A 24,654-nucleotide genomic window follows, 5' to 3' on the forward strand; every position below is an offset into this window, starting at 1 on the left:
GTTAGAACAGGCGGAATTCGTCGGACTCGGTGCCGCGCAGCGCGTTGTAATCCAGCGTCAGGCAACGGATGCCGCGGTCGGTGGCGAGCGTTTTGGCCTGTGGCTTGATCTGCTGGGCGGCGAAGACGCCGGCGACCGGGGCCAGCAGCGGGTCGCGGTTGAGTAGTTCGAGGTAGCGGGTGAGCTGTTCGACGCCGTCGATCTCACCGCGGCGCTTGATCTCCACCGCCACCGTCGCGCCGTCCGCGTCCCGGCACAGAATGTCGACCGGGCCGATGGCGGTCATGTACTCGCGGCGGATCAAGGTGTAACCGGCGCCGAGGGTTTCGATATGCTCGGCCAGCAGCTCCTGCAGGTGCGCCTCGACCCCGTCCTTCACCAGACCCGGATCCACGCCCAGTTCGTGCTTGGAGTCGAGCTCGATGTCCTCGACGGTGATGCGCAACTCCTCACCGCCCTTGTTGGTGACGACCCAGAGTTGGCTTGTCTCGGAATCGGTTTCGCGCTCCTCCAGCCAGCACGGCGGGCTCATCCAGTTCAACGGCTTGTAGGAGCCGCCGTCGGAATGGACCAGCACCGAACCGTCGGACTTCATCATGATCAGGCGACGGGCCATCGGCAGGTGGGCGGTCAGACGGCCAACGTAATCGACCTGGCATCGAGCAATCACAAGGCGCACCGGTCGAGTCTAGAGGTCGCGACTCGCCCCCGGCGGCCGGGGCTCAGCCCAGCAGCATCAGGCAGGCGAACACCGAACCACCCGCCAGCAGCACCGAATCCGGCCAACCGAAGGGGCGCAGCGGAGCCACCTCACGGCGAATCATCAAGCGGCCGATGCCCAGCCCCAGGCACAGCGCCAGGAAGTGACCGACATTCGTGAAGGTGTGCCACACCAGCACGCCACCCAGCGCCAGCGTCAGCCAGCTGGCCGCCCACACCCAGCGGCGATGCGGGGGCAGCACCGCGACCAGCGCGCCCACCACCGCCATCGCGCCATAGCTGACGCCCACGTCCTCCACGGTCGTGATGCTGTTGGGCAGCAATTGCGACTCCACCGCCACCCAGAGACCGACCGCCACCAGCGCGGTCGCGCCGATATGACCGATGAAGAAGGTGTGCACCAGTTTCACCGCGCCGAAGCGCCGCTCCGCCAGGGCCAGCAGACAGGCCAGCAGCGGGACGATGATGAACACGGTGGCCGCGCCCTCACCCATCAGGAAGGCGCTGGAGAACAGCGTGCCGAACCGGCCCTTGGCCAGATTGTGCAGATTCGTGCTGGCATGCAACACGATTCGCGACTCCGACGACGCGCCCACCATCGTGAGCGCCACCGCCACCGCGGTCAGCAACCCCACATAGCTGTAGGTCGCCGGCAGCCATGCCGCCGCAGCCATTCGGCGCATTGACCCCGGGCCTCGCCACGTCAGTATCCGGGCTCGTCTGCGCCCCGAAACCGGCGCGGGCGCTACTGCCTCGATGACCATGCCCTCGATCATTGTCGTTCCATCCCCACCGAGCCTGCCCGTTCGCTGGGAGCTTTCTGTGGATCCATACCTCTGGATATGCCTCGGGGATACACGCGAACGCACCCGCGTAAACGCCCCAAGATACGCCAAAGGCCCCGACCTGATGGTCGGGGCCTTCGCGAATGATGTTCCGGCGGTGTCCTACTCTCCCACACCCTGTCGAGTGCAGTACCATCGGCGCAGGTGGCCTTAGCTTCCGGGTTCGGAATGGGACCGGGCGTTTCCCCACCGCTATAGCCGCCGTAACAGGCGGTCGAGCGGCTGATACCGAAACCTGCGCCCAGCACCGCGATGTCCTCGCGTTTACGGAACCAGGCCAGCACGAACATCGCCTGCCGAAACGGTGTCAGCGCCCGGGCACCGCGGCGGGTGCCCCGGGCTCGCCGTTGGGCGGCCAGCAACCGCGAAACATGGCAGACCAGCTCCCGGGACACGTCGAGCATGGCACGATAGGCGATCACGTGGAGTCCTTCAGGCATCGGAATTCTGTGGGAGAAAACCGGTCTACCTGGGACTCCACGCCCATGACCGGGCAAGTCCCGAAACTCCCGAATGCCCGAATCCCTCAAGCACACACCGAAGTTGATGAGATCACCTCAGTGAAGGTGATCCGTGCAGTCCGTGGGCCGGTAGGAGAGTCACGCCGCCCAAGTCGCGTCAGCGAAAGTCCGGTAGGGCAGGCGACGCAACCACACTCCCGGTACATCACCCGGCAAGCAATCCGGTTGCGGCTGAGGGCAGGAGTAGTCTTCCCCCCGAGTTACCTGACCTCGAGCCGCTGAATCACATCTTGCTCCGACCCCGCCGCACAGCACGACGCTGCCCAGGAGTGCTGTAAACCATCATAATTTCGGTCAAATCCATGACCGCCACCCCCGGATCCAAAACCGCCGCAAGCGGTTCGGCATCCGGCACACCTCCCACCGTCACCGGCGGCACCGGCGTAGCCGGAAACAGATAATCCGGCCCCTCCGGGGTAGTAATGGCGGATTCGCCAGTGGGCGTACGCCATTCGACCCGACGGTCCGAATGGTGAATGACCTGCCACCCATTGCGATGATTATCGGCCAACGTCTTGAGCCGATGATGACGGCGACACCGCGCCCCCAAATTGGCTTCGGTAGTACGTCCCCCAGCCTGCGGATCACCGTGATCGAAGCGGTCCTGATGGTCGAGGTCGCTGGCCGCAGCGGGAACCTGACACCCCGGCGCACGGCAGCTGCCGTCGATCGCGCGAGCCCGGCGAGCAATACGAGCGCTCGGGCGGTACCGCAATTCCACAGCGCTGTCAGTCTTTTCGACAGCGTCAGCCTTTTCGACACCGTCGGCGGTAGGCGCGCCATTGGCCGTGCTCGTCGATTCGGTAATGATCTCGAACCGCGCGTGCCGCGCGATCTGCCGAGCCAAATCGGCGTCGATCGCCCCGAACCCAGCCAGCAGCGCCGGATTGTCCTGCAACCCGGCGAGCGTCTCAGCCGAAACCCCCACCTGCACCAGGGCTTTCCGCGCAACCGGGGCCTCGCCAACCACCGCACGCGGGCAGTCGTCACGCCCGCACTGGCACACCAGCCGCCCCGTCCCGTCGGCGAGCGCCACCAGCGCATCGGCGCGGCGCTGTGAAATGGTCCGCGGATCCTTCCCGCACACCTGCCCCAACGCCATCTCGCGCAACCGCTCGAACACCGCCTGCCCACCCGCCGCAGGCAACACGGCATCCAGCACCGTGGTGCCATTGTCGGCCGCAGTGATGTTCACATACCGCTCAGCTTCGGCAGCCTTGCGACGCTCGGCCTGTCCTTCAGGATCGGCTTCCTTGATCCACCGATTGGCATTGCGACGCACCCGCGCCGGTTCCGCCTTCTCCGCATACGCGGCAACCTTGGATTCCAGCTTGTCCAACACATCATCGGAGGCATTGGTCAACACCTTGCTGATCGCCCGCACCCGCGCCAGGTCGATGTGTCCCTCCTCGAATGCCTCCCGGGTCGCGGGATAACGGTTCTCCAACCCAAGCCCCAATTCGATGAGGTCATCCGCGGAGCGCTGCGACACCTTGAGCGCAATCCCGATCTCGGTAGCCGTGCTCTCCCCAGCGTCGAGATAAGCCACCCCGCACTCCAATTGCTGTTCCCGCCGCAAATGATAAAGCGCAGTCATCAACGCCATCTCTTCTGCCTGCAATACGGCAATATCCGAGTGCACCGCCTGAAGCCGCGCAATCACCGCCTGCGCGGTAGCCATATCATCAGCAATATCCCCCATACCCCCAATAATACTTCCACCCGCCGCGACACGTAACCCCCATCAAAGAGACACGCAGTGTAAACCCCTGGCTATCAACGTATTCGGCCCCGCTAACGAATTCCCCTAATGTCGACCGACTTCGGCCTTCTCCAACTGCACCGCCACCAGGTCCAGAAAGGCATCCACCTCGTCCCGGTGGCACGCCGCCTCCCCGGCAGGCGCGAGATGAAAGGTGACGTCCCGAATATCCTGCGCCGTAAGCCCATTGGGTCCATGATGGGCAAGCGTCGCCGCCAGCCGATCGAGCAATGCCCCCACCTCCGACGCGAGATATCCCGGAAAGCCGTAGGGCGGCGGCGAGAATTGAATCCGCAGCACATCGTCGTGGGTGAGCGGTCCGTGGCCGTGCCGGGCGGGCAGCCGGCCGCGTCCGTGGCGTAGTTCCTCGAGCTCGACGCACATGTGGTCGAGAAAATCGTCCACCTGCTCGATCTCGTACCCCCGCTGTCCCGCCGGGGGAGTGTCGAATTCGGCGAGCCGGATCTCCGCGACGGTCAGATGGTCGCGCCCGAGCATGGTGTCGGCGATGCGCCCGCACAGCGCGTCCACCTGGCCCGGGTGGTAGCCGTGATGCCCGAGCGGCGCGGGGCCGAACCGGGTGCGGCGGACGTCGTCGGGGGTCACTCGCGCCATTGTGCCAACCGCGCGATGTCCGAATTACTTCCGCCCCTTGCGGATCCGGCCGCATCGGACAAACGGGTCTGTTTGCCCCCTGCGCCGGGCGCGGCGGCTCAGTGCTTGCGTACCCCGTCGATCAACAGATGCCGGATGGCGTGGCTGAGATCGTCGACCGCCTGCACGTCCGGATTCCGGATCCCGTGCACGATGGCGGCCAGCAGCATCCCCGTCACCGCCCGCGCCGTGTTCACGGTGTCGAGATCCGCGCGCAGGTAACCCCGTTCGACCCCGTGCTCCAGATATCCGGCCGTCAGCGAGTCGGCGGTGTCGAGCAGACCGTACAGCCGCATGGTCAGGTCGCTGTCGATCCCCGTTGCCTGAAACAACAGCATCTGCGCGACCCGCCGATCCTCGAGGAAGATCCGGTTGAGCGCGTCCCCGATCCGATCCACCTGCGCCCGATATTCCGCCAGGCTGTCGGCCGCGTCCGGGGCGTTGTCGGTCCCCAGCGATTCGATGATCCGCGCCGCCAGATCGTCGATCACATGGTCGATGATGTCGCGCTTGTTCTCGAAGTACCGGTAGAAGGTCCCGTGCCCGATGCCCAGTTCGCCCGCGATATCGGCGATGCCCGTGGCGTGATAGCCCTTCTCGGCGAAACACGCGAACGCGGTGTCGATGATCTCCTGCCGGAGCTCGGCCTTACGCCGTTCGATTCTCGAGGATGGCTTCGTCACAGGGCCGATGATACGGTGATCACAAACGGAATGAGATGTCATTCCGTGACATGTGCATCATTTGGGTTGAACGACACACATTGCAGGAGGTTCGGCGTGGCACCTCAGTACGACGCCATCGTGGTCGGTGCCGGTTTCGGCGGAATGGGCGCGGGCATCGAGCTGGACCGGCTCGGCCTGAGCAACTTCCTGATCCTGGAACGTGAGAACGATCTGGGCGGCACCTGGCATGTGAACCACTACCCGGGCCTGGCGGTCGACATCGCCTCGGTCACCTACTCGTACTCCTTCGAGCCCAACCCGTACTGGTCGCGCCTGTTCGCGCCGGGTTCGGAACTCAAGAAGTACGCCGAGCACGTCGCCGACAAGTACGACCTGCGCCGGCGCATGCGCTTCGACACCGTCGTCGGCGGCGCCCGCTGGGACGAGGAGCGGCAGCTCTGGACCGTCGCCATCGAGGGCGGCGAATCTCTCACCGCCCGCTATCTGATGACCGCCACCGGCTTCCTGTCGCAGCCCTACACCCCGCCGTTCCCCGGCATCGACACCTTCGCGGGCAAGATCATTCACACCACCGCCTGGGACAACGACTTCGACCTCACCGGCCGCAAGGCCGCCATCATCGGCACCGGCGCGACCGCCGTGCAGCTGATTCCCGAGGTGGCCAAGAAGGCGCAGGCGCTCACCGTCTTCCAGCGCACCCCCATCTGGGTGGTGCCCAAGTTCGACACCGCGATCCCGCCCGCCGTGCAGAGCCTGTTCGCCCGAGTCCCGTTCACGCAGAAGGCGGCTCGCATGGTGAACACCTCCATGCTCGAGGCGCTCATGGTCGTCGGCGTGCTGCACTTCAAGCAGGCCAAGCCGCTGAACAAGGCCGCCGCCGTGCTGGCCAAGGCGCATCTGCGGAATTCGGTGCGCGACAAGGACACTCGCAAGAAACTGACGCCGGACTACGATTTCGGCTGCAAGCGCCCGACGTTCTCGAACACCTACTTCAAGACCTTCAACGAACCGCACGTCCGGCTCGAGACCAACTCCATCGACCACATCGTGCCCGACGGCATCGTCACCGCCGACGGCCACAAGACCGAGATCGACACCCTGATCCTGGCCACCGGCTTCAACCTGTGGGACGTCAACTTTCCGGCCATCGAGATCGTCGGCCGCGACGGCGTCAACCTCGGAAAGTTCTGGCGCGACAACCGTTTCCAGGCGTACGAGGGCATCACCGTGCCGAAGTTCCCCAACTTCGTCAGCCTCAACAGCCCGTATTCCTACAGCGGCCTGTCGTACTTCACCACCATCGAGGCGCAGATGAAGCATATGGCGCGCCTGTTCGGTGAGATGTTCCGCCGGGGCGAGCAGGTCTTCGAGGTCACCGAGCAGGCCAATGCCGAGTTCCTCGACCGCGTCACCGACAAGCTGGGTTCCTCGGTGTTCTACGGCGGCCAGTGCTCGACCGCGCGCAGCTACTACTTCAACCAGCACGGTGAGGCCGCCCTGCTGCGCCCGACCAGCACCCTGAACGCCCACCGCGAAGCAGTCAGCTTCCCGCTCGACGACTACACCTACGGGGTGCGGTCGGCCTGAGTGGGACTGCGCGGTCGGCAAAGTCGGCGGCCGACCGCGCAGCCCGGGGAGAACACGCCGGACGAAGCCCTTCGAGGTTCGCGGCGCGTCTCGATTCTGGACTGAGTGGAGCGGGGGAGCGAAGCGGAGGAGCGGAGGGAGGGAAGAATCGAGACTTTCAGCGCCGTGAACCCGCCCGGAGCGAAGCGGAGGGCAAATCGAACTCCGCCGCGCCGTCTCTCAGGGTGTACTGGCAGACTGTCGGGGAAACGCACCATCCGACCATTGACTAGGGGCTGACTACGACGATGGAACTCCTGCTGCCGCTGCTGCTGGTTGCTTTGCTCATCCCGATGTTCCTGAACGTCCGCCGTCAGAAGCAGGAGATGGCGAAGGTCAGCGAGATGCGCGACAACCTGAAGGTCGGCGACCAGGTCGTCACCACGTCGGGCCTGTTCGCGACCGTCGTCGACATCGACACCGAGGACGACACCGTGGACCTCGAGATCGCCGAGGATGTCGTGACGACGTGGAAGCGCACCGCGATCCTCGAGATTCGCCCCGCGGCGACCGAGGACACCGAGGCCGAGACCGAGACGGTCACCGAGGTCGCCGCCGACGCGCCGGCCCAAATCGCCGAGGTCGCCGACGACGCACCGAAGCTGACCAAGGACTGAACACTTCCCGCGCCATCGACCGCCCGACGTGACCGGCGGCCGGTGGCGCTGCGGTGTGTGCCCGCTTCCACCCCCGAACCCCGCCTAGGAGATAAGTACTGTGCCACCTTCTCAGGGAACGGCGCATCCGCTGCGCTTGCTCGGCGTCTACGCCGCGCTGGTGGCTTTGATGTTCGGCCTGATCTTCTTCACCGGCGACAAAGCCCACACCCCGAAGCTCGGCATCGATCTGCAGGGCGGTACCCGGGTCACGCTGACCGCGCGCACCCCGGACGGCGCGAAGCCGAGCCAGGACAGCCTGAAGAAGGCCCAGGAAATCATCGAGAAGCGCGTCAACGGTCTCGGCGTCGCCGGGTCCGAGGTCGTGATCGAGGGCGACAACCTGGTGATCACGGTGCCGGGAGCCGATGGCGCGCAAGCGAAGTCGCTGGCCACCACCGCCAAGATGTACGTGCGGCCCGTGCTGAGCCAGCAGGCCGCGGTCAAGGGCGGCCAGCCCCCGGCCGCGCAGCCGACGGCCCCGCCGGCCACGCCGCCGACCGAATCGGTCGCGCCGACCACCGCGCCGGAACCGACCTCCGAGGCGCCCGCCCCGCAGAACCGCGTGTTCCCGGCGCAGGCTCCCACCACGCCGTCGCCGACCCCGACTCCCGCGCCCGCGCCCGGCGGCCTGACCCCGCAGCAGCAGACGCAGCAGGAGATCGCCGCCGCGAAGGCATTGCGCCAGAGCGCCGATCCGACCGTTCAGGCCCAGGCCATGGCGAGCCTGGACTGCTCGAAGCCGGATCCGTTGCAGGGCAACGACGATCCGGCGCTGCCGCTGGTCTCCTGCTCCACCGACGGCAATTTCGTCTACCTGCTGGACAAGAGCGCGCTCGACGGCCAGGAGATCAAGGACGCCACCTCCGCCTACGACCAGCAGCGCGGCTGGGTGGTCAATGTGGAGTTCAAGTCCGGCGGCTCGGACACCTGGGGCAAGCTGACCACCCAGTACCAGGGCAAGCAGCTGGCCTTCGTGCTCGACTCCAAGGTGGTCAGCGCCCCGCAGGTCAACCAGGGCGGCCAGTACGGCGGCAACACCCAGATCTCGGGCAGCTTCAACGCCAAGACCGCCAAGGAACTGGCGAACACCCTGAAGTACGGTTCGCTGCCGCTGTCGTTCTCGACCTCCGAGGCCGAGACGGTGTCGGCGACGCTGGGCCTGTCGTCACTGCACGCGGGTCTGATCGCCGGTGCGATCGGTCTGGTGGCGGTGCTGCTGTACTGCCTGCTCTACTACCGCATGCTCGGCTTCCTGGCCGGTTTCTCGCTGCTGGCGGCGGGTGTCGCGGTGTACGCGCTGATCGTGTTGCTGGGCCGCTGGATCGGGTTCACCCTCGACCTGGCCGGTATCGCCGGTCTGATCATCGGCATAGGTATGACGGCCGACTCGTTCGTGGTCTTCTTCGAACGCATCAAGGACCAGATGCGTGAGGGCCGCAGTTTCCGTTCGGCGGTGCCGCGCGGCTGGCAGCGCGCGCAGCGCACCAACCTCTCGGGTAAGACGGTGTCGCTCATCGCGTCCGCGGTGCTGTACCTGCTCGCGGCCGGTCAGGTGAAGGGCTTCGCGTTCACCCTCGGTCTGACCACCGTGCTCGACGTCATCGTGCTCTACCTGGTGACCGCGCCGCTGATGATGCTGGTCTCGCGTTCGCCGTTCTGGGCGAAGCCGTCGGTGAACGGTCTGGGCGCTATTGCAGAGCTTGCACAGGAACGCAAGGCCGCGGCCGGTGTCCTGGTGAAGGAGGCGTGATCATGGCCAAGTCCTCGCCCGTCGCGGTGGATTCCGACAGCGAACTCGATTACGAGGGAGCGGGTTCGGGCAAGCAGCACAGCCTGTTCGAGCGGTTGTACACCGGCACCGGCGGTTTCGAGATCGTCGGCAAGCGCAAGGTGTACTACGGCATCGCCGCGGTGCTCATCGCGATCGCCGCCTTGAGCATGGGGCTCAAGGGATTCACCCTCGGCATCGACTTCGCCGGCGGCTCCCGCATCCAGCTGCCCGCCGCCGCGGACGTCACCACCTCGAAGGTGGACGACGTCTACCGCTCGGTGATCGGCCACGATCCGGTGACCACCCAGAAGGTCGGTTCGGGTTCCTCGGCGACCATTCAGCTGCGCTCGGACACGCTGACCAACGAGCAGGCCGACAAGCTGCAGAACGCGCTGTTCGACGCCTTCCACCCGAAGGATGCCAGCGGCCAGCCCAACCGCAACGCGATCAGCGTCGCCGAGATCAGTGAGACCTGGGGCGGCCAGGTCACCCACAAGGCGCTGCTGGCGCTGGTGGTGTTCGTCGTGCTGACCATGATCTACATCGCGATTCGCTTCGAACGCGATATGTCGATCGCGGCCATCGGCTCGCTGTTCTTCAACCTGATCGTCACCGCCGGCATCTATTCGCTGGTCGGTTTCGAGGTGACGCCCGCGGCGGTCATCGGCCTGCTCACGATTCTGGGCTACGTGCTCTACGACAATGTGGTCGTCTTCGACAAGGTCGAGGAGAACACCCGCGGCGTACTGCATCTGACCAAGCACACCTATGCGGAGAAGGCGAACCTGGCGGCCAACCAGACGCTGATGCGCTCGATCAACACCACCGTCATCGGCATCCTGCCGATCATCGGCATGCTGGTGATCGCGGTATGGCTGCTGGGCGTCGGCACCCTCAAGGATCTGGCGCTGGTGCAGCTGGTCGGCATGATCGTGGGCGGCTACTCGTCGATCTTCTTCGCGGTGCCGATCCTGGTGTCCATCAAGGAGACCTGGGGCCCGGTGGCCGAGCACACCAAGCGGGTGCTCAACCGTCGTCAGGGCGGGGCGAAGGCGCGCGTCGGCGCGGCGGCGGCCGAGCGGGCCGGGGCCGCGGGCCGCGGCGGCGAGGTCGTGGCCAACGGTGCGGCGCGTCCGTCGTCGCGTGGTCAGAACACCGGGGCGCCGCGTCCCGGAGCCCGGCCGAGTGGGAAACGACAGCAGCGACGGCACTGACGCGCAGGGGGTTTGCCACGGTGAAGCAAGACCAGACGGGACTGCGCCGGGCCGGCGTCGCATTGGTGGCGGGTGCGCTCGCCGCCGGCGCGCTGGCCGGATGCTCGTCCAAGAATCAGGTGCCCTCCATCGGCTACGGCGTGGACGCGGTCATCGCCAGCTACAACGGTTCGAGCACGCTGGGCGCCAACAGCGGTGCGGCCGCGGTGTTCTCGCGGGTGCTGACCGGCTTCTTCTATACCGGCCCCGACGGGCAGCCGGTGGCCGACACCGATGTCGGCACCGCCAAGGAAGTCCCCGGCGACGTCCAGACCATCCAGTACCGGCTCAGCCCGGACGGGACCTACTCCGACGGCATCCCCACCTCCTGCGACGATCTGGTGCTGACCTGGGCGGCGCGCAGCGGCCGGTTCACCAAAGCCGGTCCGGGCGGGCCGGTTCCGCTGTTCGACGCCGCGAGCACCGACGGCTACCGCGATATCGAGCGGGTCGACTGCCAGCCCGGGTCCAAGGACGCCACCGTGGTGTTCCGGCCGGGCAAGCATTACACGCAGTGGAAGACGCTGTTCAACGCCTCGGAAGTGATGCCGGCGCATGTGATCGCCACCCAGGTGAAGATCCCCAACGTGGTCGCGCCGGTGCAGACCGGTGATCAGCCGACGCTGGAGAAGGTCGCCGACTTCTGGAACAACGGGTGGAAGCTGACGCCCGGCAAGCTGGATCCGACCCTGCTGCCGTCCTCGGGGCCGTACCGGATCGACTCGTTCGGTGACAAGGACGGTCTGGTGCTGGTCAAGAACGAGAAGTGGTGGGGCAATCAGCCCCGCACCCCCCGCATCGTGGTGTGGGACCGGCATTCCGGGCTGAAGGCGAAGGTGTCGGACAAGTCCATCGGCGTGCTGGACGTGGGCGCGGGCTCGCTCGGCGATGTCGGCCTGGGCGGGTTCCAGCAGCAGAATCTTCCGGGCCGCGGGGTGGAGCAGTTGACGCTGGCCACCGGTGGGGTGTTCGGTTCGCTCGACGCGCGCCGGGCGTTCGCGCTGTGCGTGCCGCGGCAGGGGCTGTTCGACAAGTTCGGCCATCCCGGCTACGACGTGAAGCTGGGGCTGGGCGCCGGACTGTTGAATTCGCGCACGGTGCAACAGGATTCGGTGTACTACCAGTCGATCTCGGGTGCGGGCGACAAATACAAGGGCGGCGATGCGACCGCCTCGCAGGCCGCGTCCTCCTCGGGACTGCAGAACCAGACCGTTCGGATCGGATACGTGCAGCCCGACGAGCGCCGCGCGGCCATGGTGGCCGCCATCGCCGACGCGTGCAAGGCGTCCGGAATCACCGTGATCGACGCGGGCGCACCGGATTTCACCGCCGCGCAGCTGTCCGACGGCAAGGTCGACGCGGTGCTGGGCGGGACCGCGGGCATGCCCGGCCCGTCGGGCACCCTGGCCGCCACCGACGCCATCGCCGCCCTGCGCACCGGCGCGGGCCTGAATTTCGGCCACTACGGCAATGGCCGCTACGATGCCATCGCGGATCAGCTTGCGGCCGAGGACAACTCGGTCACGGTGCTGAACCTGCTCAACGAGCAGGAGAATCTGCTCTGGAGCGATATGCCCTCGATTCCGCTGTTCGCCGCCCCCCGCACCATCGGGTTCGGCGACGGCATGGAGAACGGGATCGCCAGCCCCACCCGCGCCGGTGCGGGCTGGAACATGGATCGCTGGGTGTTGAAACGGTGAACGCCGAGGTGGCGTGGTGACTGAGGAGTGGGTGCGGATGAGCAAACACGAGATGCTGGAGACGGCCGAGGTGGCGGGGGAGCGGTCCGCCCGCGCCGAGGACGCGGTGCGGCGGCTGACCCGCTGGCACGATGATTTCCCGACGCCGGGCGTGCGTTTCGCCGATCTGACGCCGGTGTTCGCCGACTCCGCGGGCTTCCGCGCGGTGCTGGACTGCTTCGCGGCCTGCGCGCCGGACGCGGATCTGGTGGCGGGCGTGGACGCGCGCGGCTTCCTGCTGGGTGCGGGTGTCGCGGCGACGCTGGGTACCGGCGTGGTCGCGGTGCGCAAGGCCGGCAAGCTGCCGCCGCCGGTGATCAGCCGGGAATACACCCTCGAATACGGTTCGGCCGCACTGGAAATCCCCGCCGACGGCATCGACCTGGCCGGCCGCAAGGTGCTGCTGCTCGACGACGTGCTCGCCACCGGCGGCACCCTGGCCGCGGCGGCCGAGCTGTTCCTGGCCGCCGGCGCCGAGGTGGTCGCGGCCGCGGTGGTGCTGGAGCTGGGCTTCCTCAACGGCCGTGAGCGCCAGGGGGATTACCCGGTGACCTCGATCGTCAAGCTCTGAACGGAACCGGTCGTCTGGGTATCAGCCGGCGACCACGCGGGCGATGAAGCCGGTGACGATCAGCCAGAAGACCGCCGCCAGACCGTAATTCAGGATGATGTCGAAATTGGGGCTGCCGGTATGGAACAGCCCCGGAAAGAACAGTGCCAGCGGTTCGGCGAGCCCCTTGATGAAGACGAAGAACTTGTTGGCGTGATCCGCGTTGAGGATCAACATCAGGATGTACACGCCCTCGATGAGGGCGAAGAGCGCGCCGACGCCGCTGATGATCCGAGCGGCGTGGACTTCGTTGCGGGCCACGTACGGCATGTAGGAAGGGATGCCCGCTGTGTGCCGCTTGAAACTGACACGCTGTTCCACGTAACCGCGTGTCGCGCATGGCATGATGTCCGGGTGATGACCGCGGCGGCCGGGAGCGTTCGGGCGTGAAGCCCTCACACCTCGTGGGCGGGGCGATCGCCCTGGTGCTGGGGATGCTGACGCTGGTGCTCGTCATCATTCTGCCCGCGACCGAGACCAGTTGCGGCCCCGGCACACCCAGCCTGCCCACCGCCACCTCCGCGCGCACCGAACCCAACTGTCCCGCCACCGGTTCGCCCGCGGAGACCGGATTGCAGGACGGGGCGCTGCGGGTGCTGCGCTGCACGGTGGCGCGCTTCGGGCCGATGGACATGCGCGGCGTCGTCGACGATCCGTCCGCCCCGGACCTGAAGGCCGGGCGCGCCGTGGAATTCATCGTCGGCGCCGATTCCGGCAAGGGCGACGCCATCGTGTCGTTCCTGCAGGAGAACGCGGGCGCCTTCCATGTCGACTACCTGATCTGGAAGCAGCGCAGCTGGACTCCCGGCGCGGCCACCGGCACCGAGTGGAAGCCGCTCGACGATCGCGGCGACGCCGCGCGCAATCATCTGGACCGCGTGCAGGTCAGTATCAAGGACGCGGTGGCGAGCTCGACCGAGCCCGCGCCGGCCAACGCGTCGATGGCCGCGATGTCCGGCACGGTCAACGAGGCGGGCAGCATCCTCGGGGCCGGGCGGCACCAATATCCGATCGCCCCGGGGGCGTTCACGGTCACCGACGGGTTCGGGGCGCGCGGCGGCACGCACATGGGCGTCGACCTCGCGGCGCCCGCCGGCACGCCCATCTACGCGGCGGCGGACGGATTGGTGGTGGCGTCGGGAGCGGCGTCGGGATTCGGTGACTGGGTCGTCATCGATTCCCTCGACGCGAGCGGCCGCCGGTACTCCACGGTGTACGGGCACATGTACGAGACCGGCATTTTCGTGCACACCGGCGATATCGTGCAGATGGGCCAGCACATCGCCGATGTCGGCAGCAATGGCGAATCCTCCGGTCCGCATTTGCATTTCGAGCTCGTACCGGGCGGCCGGTTGACGGGCGGGCATCAGGTCGATCCGATGCCGTGGCTGGCGGGCGGCACCATTCCCGCGCCCAGCACGCCGTACTGCGAGAACGGATTCGGTACGGCCGGAGGCAATCTCGCGTCGGGTAAGGTGCCGCCGGAACTCGAGATCTGGTACCGACGGGCCGGTTCGCTGTGCCCGGAGATCAGCGCCTCCCTGCTCGCCGCCCAGGCCCAGGCCGAATCCGGATTCCGGTCCGACGCGGTGTCCCCGGACGGTGCGCAGGGCATCGCCCAGTTCATGCCCGGCACGGCCAAAGCGCTCGCCCCCGACGGACAGCCCTACGTCATCGACGCCGACGGCGACGGCGTGGCCAGTGCGCTGGAACCGGCGGACGCCATCATCGGTCAAGGCCGCTACATGTGCGCGATCGCCAAGACCATCGAGGGCTGGGAATCCGACGGCAAGGTCTCCGGCGACCTGACCGCCCTCACCATCGCCGCCTACAACGCCGGTGAGGGCGCGGTGCTGGCCTCGGGCGGCATGCCCAACCAGATCGCCCGGCACTTCACCGAGACCCGGCCGTACGTGGCGCGCATCCTGGCCGCCGAACCCGGCTTCCGCAGTCTCGGCAGCGAGGGGCGATTCCAGGCCGACGAGACCGCCGAGCTGGGCCCGCAGATCGTGGCGGCCGGACAGCAATGGCTCGGCACCCCTTACGTTTTCGGCGGCGGCGGCCCGGGCGGGCCGACCGACGGCGGCTTCGACGAGGCGGGATTCACGGCCGCGGCGGTGTTCGCCGGCAGCGGCAGCACCATCAGCCTGCCGCGCACCGCCGAACAGCAGTGGGAGCAGGGCAGCGAGGTGTCGCTGCTCAGCGCCAAGCCCGGTGACCTGGTGTTCGGTTCGTTCGGCGTGCGGGGGCCCGCGGATGTCGGTGTCTACACGGGTAGCGGACGCATGCTGCACGCCGAATCCGGCGGCAAGGTCGCGGAAGTGCCGTTGTCGAACGGGATGAAGGCACGGCGGCTTTCGCGCTGAGTCCCGGGGTGGACCGAGGTAATCGGGACATGTAGCATCCCCTTTCATGGTGATCGGTGAAGGCGTCGAATGGGGGCTGCACTGCTGTGTGGCACTGGCCTGGCTCGACGACCACGCGCCGATCGCCACCGCCCGGTTGGCCGAGATCTTCGAATTGCCACCGGAATACCTGAAGAAGCGGCTACAGCCGCTGGTTCGGGAGGGAATCCTCGACTCCACGCCCGGTGCGCGCGGCGGCTATCGGCTCGCGCGCGCACCCGAGCGCATCACGCTGATGGATGTGGTGGCGGCGGTCGAGGGGCGCACGGATGCGTTCCGGTGCACCGAGATTCGCCGGCGCGGAGCGGGGGCGGCGCGGGCGCGAGCGGAATTCGCCGAGCCCTGCGGTATCGCGCGAGCCATGGGGCGCGCGGAGCTGGCGTGGCGGCGGGAGCTGGCGGGGCAGACGGTCGCGGATCTGATGGCCGGATCGCACGAGAACGCGTCGAAGTACGTGCGTCGGTTCTACGCGGGCGTGACCGGTTGAGCGGGCGCGCGATTCGGTAAACCTCGACCCGGCTGCGGCCGGGTTTTTCTGAAAGGAGATTCGGGATGGTCAGTATCCCGATTAATGCCGGTGTGGACTCGTCGGATGGCCTGCGGCGCACGCTGGTCTTGGCGCTGGGGACTTTCGCCGTCGGCACCGATTCGTTCATTCTGGCCGGATTCCTGCCGGATCTGGCTGCATCCCAGTCGGTTTCGACCGCGACGGCGGGTCTGGCGGTCACGGTGTTCGCCGCCGCCTACGCGCTCGGCTCGCCGGTGCTGGCGACGCTGACCGCGCGGCTGCCCCGGCGCACGCTGCTGGTGTCGGCGCTGCTGATACTGGCGCTGGCCAACCTGGGATCGGCGCTCGCGCCGACGTTCTGGATCCTGCTGGTCACGCGGGTGCTGGCCGCGCTCGGGGCGGCGGCGTACACGCCGAACGCGGGCGCGGTGGCCGCGGCGCTGGTACCGCCCGCAGCACGTGCCCGGGCGCTGGCGGTGGTGGTCGGCGGGCTGACCATCGCCACCGCGCTGGGCGTGCCGCTGGGGGAGCTGGCGGGGCAGTGGCTGGGCTGGCGGGCGGCGTTGGCCGGAGTGGCGGCGGTGTGCCTGCTCGCCGCGGCCGGGGTGGCGGCGTGGGTGCCGGCGCTGCCGGGGAATCCTGGTGTGCCACTGGCCGATCGGCTGCGGATACTGCGAAATCGGTCGGTCGCCGCGGTGCTGCCGTTGACGGTGCTGGGCATGGGAGCGGCGTATGTCGCGTACGCGTACGCCGTTCCGGCATTGGGCGCGTTGGGAATCGGCGGGTCGATGACCGCGGGGATGCTGATGCTGTACGGGGTGGGCGCGGTGGCGGGGAACCTGTCGTCCGGCTACGCGACCGACCGCTGGGGCGCCACGCGGGTGCTGACCGCCGGGTACGCCGTGATGGCCACCGCGCTGGCGGTCATGGGGATGCTGGTCGTGACGGGCGCGCACGCTCCCGTGCTGGTCGGTGGGCTGGCTCTCGCGTGGGGCGCCGCGAGCTGGTGCCAGACGCCGGCCCAGCAGCATCGGCTCATCGCCGCCGCCCCGCAGGAGGCCGGGCTGGTCGTGGCGCTCAACGCCTCGTGCATCTACTTCGGGATCGGGGCGGGGACGCTGCTCGGCGGGGCCGTGCTCGGGCACGGATTCACCGTCGTGTTCGGGTGCGCCGCCGCGCTGGCCGGCCTGGCGCTGGGCTTCCTGCGGCTGACCGCCGCGGCCGCCCGCTGAGATCGGGCTCACCAAACACGTTCTTGCCCTGCCCCGTTGCCGTCGGCTACCCTTGCTGGGTCTTGTTCCCGTCCGATCGGAGACGTGCCGTTGCTCTTCTGAGATGACCGCCGAGTGGCCCGCAATCGCGCGCCGCATTCGCTCATCTTCGGGAGGCCCGCATGTCTATGCCTGTAATTTCCATTTCCGATCTCACCTTCGCGTGGATCGACGGCACTCCGGTTTTCGACGGTCTCGATGCCCAGCTCGGACCCGGCCACATCGGCCTGGTCGGTGCCAATGGGGCAGGTAAATCCACGTTGTTCCGGCTGCTCACCGGTGAACTGCGCCCCGTGCGCGGCTCGGTGACCGTCCCGGGGCGGCTCGGCTACCTGCGTCAGGATCTCGGTCTCGCCACCGGACAGCGGGTGGACGAGGTGCTCGGACTCGCCGCGACTCGAAAAGCGTTGCACCGCATCGAATCCGGAGCCGGCACCGAAGCGGACTTCGAGCTCGTGGGCGGCTCCTGGGATATCGAGGAACGCGCGATCGCGCTGCTCGGGCGACTCGGATTGCATTACGTCGCAGGCGATGTGGCGCAATTGGATCGGCGGCTGGAGACCCTGTCCGGCGGTGAGACGGTGCTGCTGGGTCTGGTGGCGGAACTGCTGCGGGAACCCGACGTGCTGTTGCTGGACGAACCGACCAACAATCTCGATCAGGTCGCGCGAGCGCGGCTCTACGAGGTCGTCGGCCAGTTCCCCGGCACCGTGCTGACCGTCAGCCACGACCGCGATCTGCTCGACCGCGTCGATACCATCGCCGAGCTGCGCAACGGCGAAATCCGTTCCTTCGGCGGCAATTTCACCGAATACGAGCGGATCCTCGCGGCCGAGCAGGAGGCCGCGCGGGCCGCCGTCCGCGAGGCCCGCAGCGATATGCGAAAGCAGTCGCGGGAACTCGTGGAGGCGCGCATCAAGCTCGACCGCCGGCAGCGGTACGGGCAGAAGATGTGGGACCAGAAGCGCGAACCCAAGATCACCATGGGCAACCGCAAACGCGAGGCGCAGGTGTCGGCGGGCAAGCTGCGCAACAACCACATCGGCAAGGTCGAGGAGGCCAAGGATCATCTCAGCGAGATGCAGGAGCGGGTGCGCGACGACCGCGAGATCCGCGTCGAACTGCCCGGCACCCGGCTCTACCCCGGGCAGGACGTGCTCGAGCTGACCGAGGCGCGGCTGCCGTGCGGGCCGATGGTGACCCTGAAAGTCACCGGGCCCGAACGGATCGCGCTCACCGGGCGCAACGGTGTCGGCAAAACGACGCTGCTGCACCGGATCGCGGCGCAGCCGCCGGCGGTGGCGTGGCGGATGCTGCCGCAGCGGCTGGACATTTTCGACGAAAGCCGGTCGGTGTTCGAGAATGTCGCGGCGGCCGCACCGCACGCCGTGCCGGAGCGGATTCGAGCGCAGCTGGCGCGGTTCCTGTTCCGCGGCGCGGACGCGGACGTGCCGGCGGGCGCGCTGTCGGGCGGTGAGCGGTTGCGGGCGGCCTTGGCCATGCTGCTGCTGGCCGAACCCGCACCGAAACTGCTGCTGCTGGACGAGCCGACCAACAATCTGGATCTGCCGAGTCTGGCGCATCTCACCGAGGCTCTGGCCGGTTTCGAGGGTGCGTTGGTCGTGGTGAGCCACGACCCCCGATTCCTCGCCGATATCGGGGTGACGCGGCGGCTCGAGCTGACCGCCGACGGCCTGGTCGAGTCTCCCGGTGAACAGTGAGCTGACCGGGTACAGTTCAACGCTCCGGAGCTGTTCTGCCAGGCGGCGTCGGCTGTCCCGGTCGGTATCCGTTTCCAGGACTAAAGTGGATGATCTGGGTGGTTGAACGGTCCGATATGGTTTTCCGATCGAGACCGCGAGCGGAGGTGGCATGACACAGAATTTGGAGAAGGCGAACTCGGGGCAACCCACCGAGAACGCTTCGGCCACCCCATCGGCCAACGGTCAGTCCGCCGCCGCCCGCAACACCACCGCCGTCCCCACCTCCGCATCCCGCCGCGTCCGCGCCCGCCTGGCCCGCCGTATGACCGGGCAGCGCGGCATCGCGGCGGTCAAGCCGGTGCTCGAGCCGCTCGCGACCGTGCACCGCGAGCTGTACCCGAAGGCGAATCTCGCTCTGCTGCAACGGGCTTTCGACGTCGCCGACGAGAAGCACGCCCACCAGTTCCGCAAGTCCGGCGACCCGTACATCACCCATCCGCTGGCCGTGGCCAATATCCTCGCCGAACTCGGCATGGACACCACCACACTCGTGGCCGCGCTGCTGCACGACACCGTCGAGGACACCGGCTATTCGCTCGACGAGCTGACCGCCGAATTCGGCACCGAGGTCGCCCACCTGGTCGACGGCGTCACCAAGCTCGACAAGGTCAACCTGGGCGCGGCCGCCGAGGCCGAGACCATCCGCAAGATGATCATCGCCATGGCCCGCGACCCGCGCGTGCTGGTGATCAAGGTCGCCGACCGGCTGCACAACATGCGGACCATGCGGTTCCTGCCGCCGGAGAAGCAGGCCAAGAAGGCCCGCGAAACCCTCGAGGTGATCGCGCCGCTGGCCCACCGGCTGGGTATGGCGACGGTCAAATGGGAGCTCGAGGACCTCGCGTTCGCGATCCTGCACCCCAAGAAGTACGACGAGATCGTGCGACTGGTCGCCGACCGCGCGCCCTCGCGGGACACGTATCTGGCGAAGGTCCGCGCCGAGATCGTGAACACCTTGGCCGCGAGCCGGATCAACGCGGTCGTCGAAGGCCGGCCCAAGCACTACTGGTCGATCTATCAGAAGATGATCGTCAAGGGTAAGGACTTCGACGACATCCACGACCTGGTCGGCATTCGCATCCTCTGCGACGAGGTGCGCGACTGCTATGCCGCGGTCGGTGTCGTGCACTCGCTGTGGCAGCCCATGGCCGGACGGTTCAAGGACTACATCGCCCAGCCGCGCTACGGCGTCTACCAGTCGCTGCACACCACGGTCGTCGGCCCGGACGGCAAGCCGCTGGAAGTGCAGATCCGCACGCACGATATGCACCGGACCGCCGAGTTCGGCATCGCCGCGCACTGGCGGTACAAGGAGACCAAGGGCAAGCACTCGGGCGACAACAACGAAGTCGACGACATGGCGTGGATGCGCCAGCTGCTCGACTGGCAGCGGGAGGCCGCCGACCCGGCGGAATTCCTGGAGTCGCTGCGCTTCGATTTGAAGTCGCCGGAGATCTTCGTGTTCACCCCCAAGGGTGACGTGATCACGTTGCCGCAGAAGTCGACTCCGGTCGACTTCGCGTACGCGGTGCACACCGAGGTCGGGCATCGCTGCATCGGCGCGCGCGTCAACGGGCGGCTCGTCGCGCTGGAACGGCAGCTCGAGAACGGTGAGGTCGTCGAGATCTTCACCTCCAAGGCGCAGAACGCCGGACCCTCGCGGGACTGGCAGAACTTCGTGGTGTCCCCGCGCGCCAAGGCCAAGATCCGGCAGTGGTTCGCCAAGGAACGCCGCGAAGAGGCACTGGAAGCCGGTAAGGACGCGATCAGCAAGGAGGTCCGGCGCTCGGGCCTGCCGCTGCAGCGGCTGATGAGCGTCGACGCCATGAGCGCGCTGGCGCACGAGCTGCACTACACCGACATCTCCGCGCTGTACGCGGCCGTCGGCGAGAACCAGGTGTCGGCGCATCACGTGGTGCAGCGGCTCATGGCGCAGCTCGGCGGGGTCAGCGACGTCGAGAACGAATTGGCCGAGCGCTCGACGCCTTCCACGGTGCCGGCGCGGCAGCGCACCACCGGGGACGCCGGCGTGGAGATCCCGGGCGCGCCCGGCACGGTGTCCAAGCTGGCCAAGTGCTGCACCCCGGTGCCCGGCGACGAGATCATGGGCTTCGTGACCCGCGGCGGCGCGGTCAGCGTGCACCGCACCGACTGCACCAACGCCGATTCGCTGCGCGCGGAACCCGAACGCATCATCGAGGTCAAATGGGCGCCGTCGCCGTCGTCGGTGTTCCTGGTCGCGATTCAGATCGAGGCCCTGGACCGGACGCGACTGCTCTCGGACGTCACCAAGGTGCTCGCCGACGAGAAGGTCAATATCCTCTCGGCGGCGGTCACCACCTCCGGGGATCGAGTCGCCATCTCCAAGTTCACCTTCGAGATGGGCGACCCCAAACACCTCGGGCATCTGCTCAATGTGGTGCGCAATGTGGAAGGCGTCTACGACGTCTACCGCGTGACCTCGGCGGCCTAGTCGGCGCGCAGCAACGGCTGGGTCGAGCAGCGGAACGCGCCGCCGAACAGGCGCGACACCGCGAAGTCGACGTATTCGACGGTGACGCCGCGGGCCTCCAGCTGCTTGCCCACCCGCTCGAATTCCGGGTCGGTGACATAGGTTTCGGCGTCGATGGGCAGGCCGTTGGTGGCCATGGCCGCGGCCTCGTCCTCGCCGACCTCGATGCGCTCCCAGTCGCGCAGCCGCAGCGGCAGACCGTCGGGCAGGCGCTCGGGGCAGGCGATGAGCAGGCCCTCGCGGACCAGGCCCAGCGCGCAGTCCAGGTGCAGTACGTGGCGCGGCAGCCGGACGGGGACGACCGTGAAGCCGTGCGGGCGAAGGTATTTCGTGAGCCAGGCGATACCGAGCGCATTGGTGGCCATGCCGGACAGGCCGACGAAGACATCCTTGCCCAGCACCAGCACGTCACCGCCCTCGAGGAAGGGGCCGGGGCCGGGCAGACCCACCCCGGGCTGCGGCAGCGAGACGTAGTGCGCGTCGCTGGGCATCACGCGGTCGAGCAGCAGATCGCGGCTGGGCAGCACCTCCAGGCGGCGATGCGGGAATTGCAGTACGCCCTCGATCACGTGGTCGCCCACCGTGAACCAGGGGTCGCGGACGAAGAAATTGGCGTATCCGGCCGGACCGGCGGCCTCCTTCTCGGCCGCGGTGAACGTCCGGGGCCGCAGCACTTCCACGCCGTGGCGGCGCAGCACGGCCGCGAGCTCGTCGCGCTCGGCCTCCCAGCGCTGCTGCCTGTCGGGATAGACCGCACCGAAGTCCTTGCCCCACACCGCATTCAGGATGTCGGCTGCCCCGGGTTCGGTCGGCATCTCCGGGCCGATCAGGGCCGGATCGGCCGGACCCCGGAACTCGTTGCGGGACACCACCACGGTCCGCAGCGGTGCGAACTCGCTGTCGACCCGAACACTCCGCGCATCAGCAGGCATATCCGCCACGATACCGGTCGAGATTGCCGATAGTTTGCTATCGGGTGCACGGTACGATCCCCGCATGAAGTTCGAGAATGTCACCGTCACCAAGCGCGCCAATGTCTACTTCGACGGCAAGTGCGTCAGCCACACCATCGAGCTGGCCGATGGCACCAGCAAATCCGTCGGTGTCATCCTCCCCGCCACCCTCACCTTCACCACCGGCAAGCCCGAGATCATGGAGCTGCTCGAGGGCTCGTGCAACGTCACCCTGGCCGGCGAGTCCGAGGCCGTCGCGTACAAGGGCGGCGAGAGCTTCTCGGTGCCGGGCGACTCCAGCTTCGTGATCGAGGTCATCGAACCCGTCCACTACGTGTGCCATTTCGGCTAAGCATGAGGCATGACTGAGCTGGGTGCGGTGTTCCGGCCGCAGAATCCACCGGAGCGGCTGCGGGACGTGGTGCGAGCGGCCGACGAATCGGGACTCGAGCAGCTGTGGCTGTGGGAGGACTGCTTTCTCGAGGGCGGAATCTCCACCGCGGCCGCGGCCCTGGCCTGGAGTGAGCGGGTGCGCGTCGGCGTCGGGGTGCTGCCGGTGCCGTTGCGGAACGTGGCCATCACGGCGATGGAACTCGCGGCGCTGGAACGAATGTTCCCCGGCCGGGGGATCTGGGGTGTCGGGCACGGGGTGCAGGAGTGGATGGGACAGGTCGGGGCTCGGGTCGCCTCGCCGGTGACCCTGCTGCGCGAATATCTCGACGCCCTGCGCGGACTGCTGGCCGGACAGCGAATCACGGTGAAGGGCCGCTATGTTCAGCTCGACGACGTCGCGCTGGACTGGCCGCCGCCCGCCGCGCCGCCGATCCTGGCGGCCGCGACGGGGCCGAAAACCCTGCGCCTGGTGGGGGAGTCGGCCGACGGGATGATTCTCACCAGTTCGACACCCGCGCACGGGATTCGCGCCGCCGCCGAGATCGTGCGGTCGGCGCGCCCGGAAAGCGTTGCCGCCCAGCCCTATCCGATCGTCGTGTACCTGCTCGCCGCCACCGGGCCGGATGCCGCCGACCGGGTGGCCGCCGAACTCGCGGACAAGGAGCCGGACGTCGCGGCCGAGCTGGGTGTCGCCGGCGACGCGCACACCGTGGCGGCCGCGGTGACCCGCTGGGCGGAGGCCGGCGCGACCAGCGTGATCCTGCAGCCCACCGCCGACGAGCCGGACCCGGTCGGCTTCGTACGCTTCGCCGCCGAGCAGGTCCGGCCGCTGGTGCGGTGAGGCTCAACGCAATTCGCGGAAGAACTCCCGGATGTCGGTGACCAGCAGCACGGGTTCCTCGAGGGCCGCGAAGTGCCCGCCGCGGTCCACGTCCACCCAGCGCACGATGGTGTTGGAGTCCTCGCAATAGCGCCGGATGCACACGTCGTGCGCGAAGGCGATGACGCCGGTCGGCACACCCGAATTCGGGCGGGGCGCACCCCATTCGCCGGGCTGGGCGTAGCCGACATAGGCCGCCGAGCCCGCGGTCCCGGTGAGCCAGTACAGCATCGCGGTGGTCAGCAGCCGATCCCGGTCGATGATCTTGTCCGGGTCCACGCCGCGCGGATGGGTCCACTCGCGGAACTTGTCCATGATCCAGGCCAGCTGTCCCACCGGCGAATCCGTCAGCCCGTAGGCCAGCGCCTGCGGGCGGGTGGACTGAATCGCGATGTAGCCGAACTCTTCTCGCAGGAACGCCCGCATGCGCCGGAGGCGATCCTGTTCGAGTTCGGTGAGTTCGGCCGTGTCCTCGAGGGCCGCGGGCGGCGGCAGGTTCGGGCCGCCGTTGACGTGCACGCCGAGCACCCGATCCGGGGCGTGGCGGGCCACCTCGGGGCTCACCGCCCCGCCGATATCGCCGCCCTGCACGCCGTAGCGCCGGTAGCCGAGCCGGTCCATCAGTTCGGCCCAGACGCGGCCGATGCGTTCCCGGCTCCACCCGGTGTCGCTGACCGGCCCCGAGAAACCGAAGCCGGGCAGCGACGGGATGACCAGGTGGAAGGCGTCGGCGGGGTCGCCGCCGTGCGCGCGGGGATCGGTCAGCGGGCCGATGACGTCGAAGAAGTCGGCGATCGAGCCCGGCCAGCCGTGCGTCATCAGCAGTGGCACGGCATCGGGTTCGGCCGAGCGGATGTGCAGGAAGTGAATGCGCTGACCCTCGATCTCGGTGTGGAACTGCGGGTAGCGGTTGAGTTCGGCCTCGGCCGCGCGCCAGTCGTAGCCGGTGCGCCAGTGCTCGAACAGCGCGCGCAGCCAGTGCACGGGCACGCCGGTGTCCCAGTCGTCGCCGGGCAGCGGGGCGGGCAGGCGGGCATGGTCGAGGCGCGAACGCAGGTCGTCGAGCTGCTGCTGGGGGATATCGATGCGGAAGGGCGTGATGTCGTCGCTCATGAGGACGACG

At 67.9% G+C, this 24,654-nt stretch carries 21 protein-coding genes and 1 rRNA gene; 13 read left to right on the plus strand and 9 right to left on the minus strand.

Going from position 1 to position 24,654, the window contains the following annotated elements; all coding sequences use genetic code 11:
- Nucleotide 1 precedes the first annotated feature (1 nt).
- The 6 genes from nucS to D7D52_RS11320 all read right to left on the minus strand — a co-directional run bounded on the left by nucS (nucleotide 2) and on the right by D7D52_RS11320 (nucleotide 5,227).
- Nucleotides 2-679, minus strand: coding sequence for an endonuclease NucS (nucS, locus tag D7D52_RS11290; RefSeq protein ID WP_120736273.1), 678 nt, complete (start codon nucleotides 677-679; stop codon nucleotides 2-4).
- Between the two features lie 43 nt (nucleotides 680-722).
- Nucleotides 723-1,394: a rhomboid-like protein gene (locus D7D52_RS11295; protein WP_120736274.1), complete on the minus strand. Its 672-nt coding sequence runs from the start codon at nucleotides 1,392-1,394 to the stop codon at nucleotides 723-725.
- A gap of 260 nt (nucleotides 1,395-1,654) precedes the next feature.
- Nucleotides 1,655-1,771: ribosomal RNA gene (gene rrf / locus D7D52_RS11300) — 5S ribosomal RNA — on the minus strand.
- A gap of 538 nt (nucleotides 1,772-2,309) precedes the next feature.
- Nucleotides 2,310-3,788 carry an HNH endonuclease signature motif containing protein gene (locus D7D52_RS11310; RefSeq protein ID WP_120736275.1) on the minus strand — a complete coding sequence of 493 codons (1,479 nt, stop codon included), beginning with the start codon at nucleotides 3,786-3,788 and terminating at the stop codon, nucleotides 2,310-2,312.
- A 105-nt stretch (nucleotides 3,789-3,893) separates the two neighbouring features.
- Complete coding sequence (locus D7D52_RS11315; RefSeq protein WP_120744008.1) at nucleotides 3,894-4,454, minus strand: DivIVA domain-containing protein; 561 nt, start codon at nucleotides 4,452-4,454, stop codon at nucleotides 3,894-3,896.
- A 107-nt stretch (nucleotides 4,455-4,561) separates the two neighbouring features.
- Nucleotides 4,562-5,227, minus strand: coding sequence for a TetR/AcrR family transcriptional regulator (locus tag D7D52_RS11320; protein ID WP_120736276.1), 666 nt, complete (start codon nucleotides 5,225-5,227; stop codon nucleotides 4,562-4,564).
- A gap of 54 nt (nucleotides 5,228-5,281) precedes the next feature.
- Here D7D52_RS11320 and D7D52_RS11325 point away from each other — a divergent pair, with 54 nt between their 5' ends.
- The 6 genes from D7D52_RS11325 (at nucleotide 5,282) to D7D52_RS11350 (ending at nucleotide 12,807) form a co-directional block, all read left to right on the plus strand.
- The gene (locus D7D52_RS11325; protein WP_120736277.1) at nucleotides 5,282-6,775 is read left to right on the plus strand and encodes a flavin-containing monooxygenase; all 1,494 of its coding nucleotides are present in this window, start codon (nucleotides 5,282-5,284) and stop codon (nucleotides 6,773-6,775) included.
- Nucleotides 6,776-7,062: 287 nt separating this feature from the next.
- Nucleotides 7,063-7,431, plus strand: coding sequence for a preprotein translocase subunit YajC (gene yajC / locus D7D52_RS11330; protein WP_120736278.1), 369 nt, complete (start codon nucleotides 7,063-7,065; stop codon nucleotides 7,429-7,431).
- A gap of 100 nt (nucleotides 7,432-7,531) precedes the next feature.
- Nucleotides 7,532-9,223, plus strand: a complete 1,692-nt coding sequence (secD, locus tag D7D52_RS11335) for a protein translocase subunit SecD (protein WP_120736279.1) — start codon at nucleotides 7,532-7,534, stop codon at nucleotides 9,221-9,223.
- A gap of 2 nt (nucleotides 9,224-9,225) precedes the next feature.
- Nucleotides 9,226-10,458: a protein translocase subunit SecF gene (gene secF, locus D7D52_RS11340; protein ID WP_120744009.1), complete on the plus strand. Its 1,233-nt coding sequence runs from the start codon at nucleotides 9,226-9,228 to the stop codon at nucleotides 10,456-10,458.
- 20 nt (nucleotides 10,459-10,478) lie between these two features.
- Nucleotides 10,479-12,197 carry an ABC transporter substrate-binding protein gene (locus tag D7D52_RS11345; RefSeq protein WP_120736280.1) on the plus strand — a complete coding sequence of 573 codons (1,719 nt, stop codon included), beginning with the start codon at nucleotides 10,479-10,481 and terminating at the stop codon, nucleotides 12,195-12,197.
- 37 nt (nucleotides 12,198-12,234) lie between these two features.
- A complete protein-coding gene (locus D7D52_RS11350; protein WP_120744010.1) occupies nucleotides 12,235-12,807 on the plus strand; it encodes an adenine phosphoribosyltransferase in 573 nt (190 codons plus the stop codon).
- 21 nt (nucleotides 12,808-12,828) lie between these two features.
- Here the strand turns inward: D7D52_RS11350 and D7D52_RS11355 are convergent, their stop codons facing one another.
- Entirely contained in the window at nucleotides 12,829-13,167 is a 339-nt protein-coding gene (locus D7D52_RS11355) for a hypothetical protein (protein WP_222932810.1), read from the minus strand.
- Nucleotides 13,168-13,232: 65 nt separating this feature from the next.
- On the opposite strand from D7D52_RS11355, the gene D7D52_RS11360 reads away from it, so the two are divergent.
- The 5 genes from D7D52_RS11360 (at nucleotide 13,233) to D7D52_RS11380 (ending at nucleotide 21,266) form a co-directional block, all read left to right on the plus strand.
- On the plus strand, nucleotides 13,233-15,212 hold the full coding sequence (locus D7D52_RS11360) for a peptidoglycan DD-metalloendopeptidase family protein (protein ID WP_246023794.1): 1,980 nt from the start codon (nucleotides 13,233-13,235) through the stop codon (nucleotides 15,210-15,212).
- A 46-nt stretch (nucleotides 15,213-15,258) separates the two neighbouring features.
- Complete coding sequence (locus D7D52_RS11365; RefSeq protein ID WP_120736281.1) at nucleotides 15,259-15,738, plus strand: RrF2 family transcriptional regulator; 480 nt, start codon at nucleotides 15,259-15,261, stop codon at nucleotides 15,736-15,738.
- A 92-nt stretch (nucleotides 15,739-15,830) separates the two neighbouring features.
- Nucleotides 15,831-16,991, plus strand: a complete 1,161-nt coding sequence (locus D7D52_RS11370) for an MFS transporter (protein ID WP_246023795.1) — start codon at nucleotides 15,831-15,833, stop codon at nucleotides 16,989-16,991.
- 161 nt (nucleotides 16,992-17,152) lie between these two features.
- Nucleotides 17,153-18,751 carry an ABC-F family ATP-binding cassette domain-containing protein gene (locus D7D52_RS11375; RefSeq protein ID WP_120736283.1) on the plus strand — a complete coding sequence of 533 codons (1,599 nt, stop codon included), beginning with the start codon at nucleotides 17,153-17,155 and terminating at the stop codon, nucleotides 18,749-18,751.
- Between the two features lie 151 nt (nucleotides 18,752-18,902).
- Complete coding sequence (locus D7D52_RS11380; protein ID WP_120736284.1) at nucleotides 18,903-21,266, plus strand: RelA/SpoT family protein; 2,364 nt, start codon at nucleotides 18,903-18,905, stop codon at nucleotides 21,264-21,266.
- Here D7D52_RS11380 and D7D52_RS11385 read toward each other — a convergent pair.
- Nucleotides 21,263-22,237 carry a dimethylarginine dimethylaminohydrolase family protein gene (locus tag D7D52_RS11385; RefSeq protein WP_120744013.1) on the minus strand — a complete coding sequence of 325 codons (975 nt, stop codon included), beginning with the start codon at nucleotides 22,235-22,237 and terminating at the stop codon, nucleotides 21,263-21,265. The genes D7D52_RS11380 and D7D52_RS11385 overlap by 4 nt on opposite strands.
- 64 nt (nucleotides 22,238-22,301) lie before the next feature.
- Between D7D52_RS11385 and ppnP the strand changes: the two genes are divergently transcribed.
- Nucleotides 22,302-22,610, plus strand: coding sequence for a pyrimidine/purine nucleoside phosphorylase (gene ppnP, locus D7D52_RS11390; RefSeq protein WP_120736285.1), 309 nt, complete (start codon nucleotides 22,302-22,304; stop codon nucleotides 22,608-22,610).
- Nucleotides 22,611-22,619: 9 nt separating this feature from the next.
- Nucleotides 22,620-23,492, plus strand: a complete 873-nt coding sequence (locus D7D52_RS11395) for an LLM class flavin-dependent oxidoreductase (RefSeq protein ID WP_120736286.1) — start codon at nucleotides 22,620-22,622, stop codon at nucleotides 23,490-23,492.
- Between the two features lie 3 nt (nucleotides 23,493-23,495).
- On the opposite strand, the gene D7D52_RS11400 is transcribed toward D7D52_RS11395, so the two are convergent.
- Nucleotides 23,496-24,644 (minus strand): epoxide hydrolase family protein, encoded by a 1,149-nt coding sequence (locus D7D52_RS11400; RefSeq protein WP_120736287.1) that lies wholly within the window; start codon nucleotides 24,642-24,644, stop codon nucleotides 23,496-23,498.
- Nucleotides 24,645-24,654 lie beyond the last annotated feature (10 nt).

It is taken from the genome of Nocardia yunnanensis (genome assembly GCF_003626895.1).
GTDB classification, from domain to species: domain Bacteria; phylum Actinomycetota; class Actinomycetes; order Mycobacteriales; family Mycobacteriaceae; genus Nocardia; species Nocardia yunnanensis.